Consider the following 2,408-nt stretch of genomic DNA (forward strand, 5'->3'; position numbering starts at 1 on the left):
CGCACTAACTGGCGGCATTCTTTATCGGCATTATCGGTAACGCTGCAGGTATTTATTACATACACATCGGCTACTTCATCAAAATCTTTTTTTACAAAGCCATCCTGCTCCAGCAATCTTCCTATAGAAGATGTTTCGGAGAAGTTAAGCTTGCAGCCCAAAGTGTGTAACGCAACAGATTTACTCATTGGGTGCAAAGATAAAACAAAAGCCCTCTCTAAATCTCCCCCTAAAGGCTGTACTTTTTAACACACTATGTATTCGTTGAGCTTTTAGTTTACTTTAGCACTTTATTATCGCTATGCTAAAAAAATATTTCCCCTACATCATTTTAATCGCTGCTGCAATATTATTGTGGTACATAAAAAGTCACCAGCGGGGCAGCAATCCTAAAAATCAAAATACAGAGCAGCGTAACAAAAGAGAAACCATTCCGGCTGTCACCACCAATACAACTGATGATGGCGAATTAAACCGTCATCCGCCAAAATTAATTTACAGCAAACATGCCCGCTGCCGTATGGATTGCCGCCATATTGATGAAAGCGAAGTGGAAGAAATTTTAGATGAAGGCACCATCAACTATAACAAAATTGAAAAAAACGACAAAGGCAAAAGTTATCCTTTAGAAGGCATTACACATGATAAACAACATGTGCGTATTGTGTTTGCACCCAAAAATGAAAACCTGGTGGTAGTTACGGTTATTGATTTGGATAAAGATTGGTATTGTGATTGTAAATAATTTTTTAATAACATAAATTAAAGGCACTAATTACACGAATTAATGTTTTAATTTTATTTAAGAATTCGTGTACTTGGGGTATTCCCATAATTAGTGATATAACAAAAATGAAAATAAAATCTTTACTGGCAAAGCCTTTTGCCGGTTACATATACAAGCAAATAAAAAAAGGAATGGAAACTGCTGTGGAAGACCAGCAATCTACCTTTAACCAATTAATAAAAACTGCAGCCAAAACAGAGTTTGGAAAAGAGCATGGCTTTGCAGATATAAAAACTTACGAAGATTTTGTTAAGCAGGTGCCCATTCGTGATTACGAAGCTTTTAAAGTTTACATCGAAAGAATTAAGGAAGGTAAACACAATGTATTGTGGAAAGGTCAGCCAATTTATTTTGCCAAGACAAGCGGCACCACCAGCGGCGTAAAATATATTCCTATTTCAAAAGATTCTATTCCCAACCACATCAACACGGCACGAAATGCTTTGTTGTGTTATATGGCCGAAACAGGCAATACCAAATTTGCTGATGGTAAATTAATTTTTTTAAGCGGCTCTCCAACTTTAGAAAGAGTAGGCGGCATACCAACGGGAAGGTTAAGCGGCATCGTTAATCATCATGTGCCAAAATATTTACGGGCCAATCAGTTACCTTCTTACACTACCAATTGTATTGAAGAGTGGGAAGAAAAATTAGATAAAATAGTTGAAGAAACGATTAATCAAAACATGACACTCATCAGCGGCATACCACCGTGGATGCAAATGTATTTTGACAGGCTGCAGGAAAAAAGCGGTAAAAAAATAAGTGAATTATTTCCTGATTTTAGTGTGATGGTGCAGGGCGGCGTAAACTTTGAACCTTACAAAGCCAAACTGTTTGAAAGCATTGGTAAAAAAATTGATTGTATAGAATTGTTCCCCGCAAGCGAAGGTTTTTTTGCTTTTCAAGATAGCCAAAATGCAGAAGGATTATTATTAAATACTAACAGCGGCATTTTTTATGAGTTTGTGCCTGCGTCAGAAATTTTTAATGATAACCTAACAAGGTTGAGTTTGAAAGATGTAAAAGTGGGAGAGAACTACGCATTGATAATAAATAATAATGCCGGTTTGTGGGGATATAATATTGGTGATACCGTAAAGTTTGTTTCCACCAATCCATACCGGCTGGTAGTTACTGGCAGAACAAAACATTTTATCAGCGCCTTTGGCGAACATGTAATTGGCGAAGAAGTAGAAGCTGCATTATTAAAAGCGGCTGAAGAAGAAAATGTGCAAGTAACAGAATTTACTGTAGCGCCCATGATTGCCGACGATGCCGGAAAAAGTTTTCACGAATGGTTTGTAGAGTTTGAAAAGCAACCGGCAGACTTATCTTTATTTGCAAAAAAGGTCGATGATAATTTACGGGCTAAAAATGTGTATTACGATGATTTGGTTGGCGGCAATATTTTACAGCAACTTAAAATATCTACCATTCATAAAAATGGTTTTATAGATTATATGAAAAGCATTGGCAAACTGGGCGGGCAAAATAAAATGCCGAGATTGAGTAATGATAGGAAGATTGCGGATGAATTGGCAGAATTTATTGAGAATTAAAAAGTGTCGTAATAAAGAAGTCAAGTTTTTAAAACTTGACTTCTTTGCATAATTAAATG

Annotated in this window: 2 protein-coding genes and 1 pseudogene; 2 read left to right on the top strand and 1 reads right to left on the bottom strand. The window is 36.4% G+C overall.

Translation table 11 applies throughout. The features are described 5' to 3' along the window. Positions 1 to 188, bottom strand: a pseudogene (locus ACY65O_RS02895) (tRNA (N(6)-L-threonylcarbamoyladenosine(37)-C(2))-methylthiotransferase MtaB); the annotation flags it as partial. Between the two features lie 113 nt (positions 189 to 301). Between ACY65O_RS02895 and ACY65O_RS02900 the strand changes: the two are divergent. Together ACY65O_RS02900 and ACY65O_RS02905 are read left to right on the top strand one after the other, a co-directional pair. Then, positions 302 to 745, top strand: a complete 444-nt coding sequence (locus ACY65O_RS02900) for a DUF4258 domain-containing protein (protein ID WP_462219350.1) — start codon at positions 302 to 304, stop codon at positions 743 to 745. Positions 746 to 852: 107 nt separating this feature from the next. After that, positions 853 to 2,349 (top strand): GH3 auxin-responsive promoter family protein, encoded by a 1,497-nt coding sequence (locus ACY65O_RS02905; RefSeq protein WP_462219351.1) that lies wholly within the window; start codon positions 853 to 855, stop codon positions 2,347 to 2,349. The last annotated feature ends 59 nt before the right edge of the window (positions 2,350 to 2,408 follow it).

Origin of the sequence: Ferruginibacter sp., assembly GCF_031430955.1 — a bacterium.
Classification (GTDB): domain Bacteria; phylum Bacteroidota; class Bacteroidia; order Chitinophagales; family Chitinophagaceae; genus Ferruginibacter.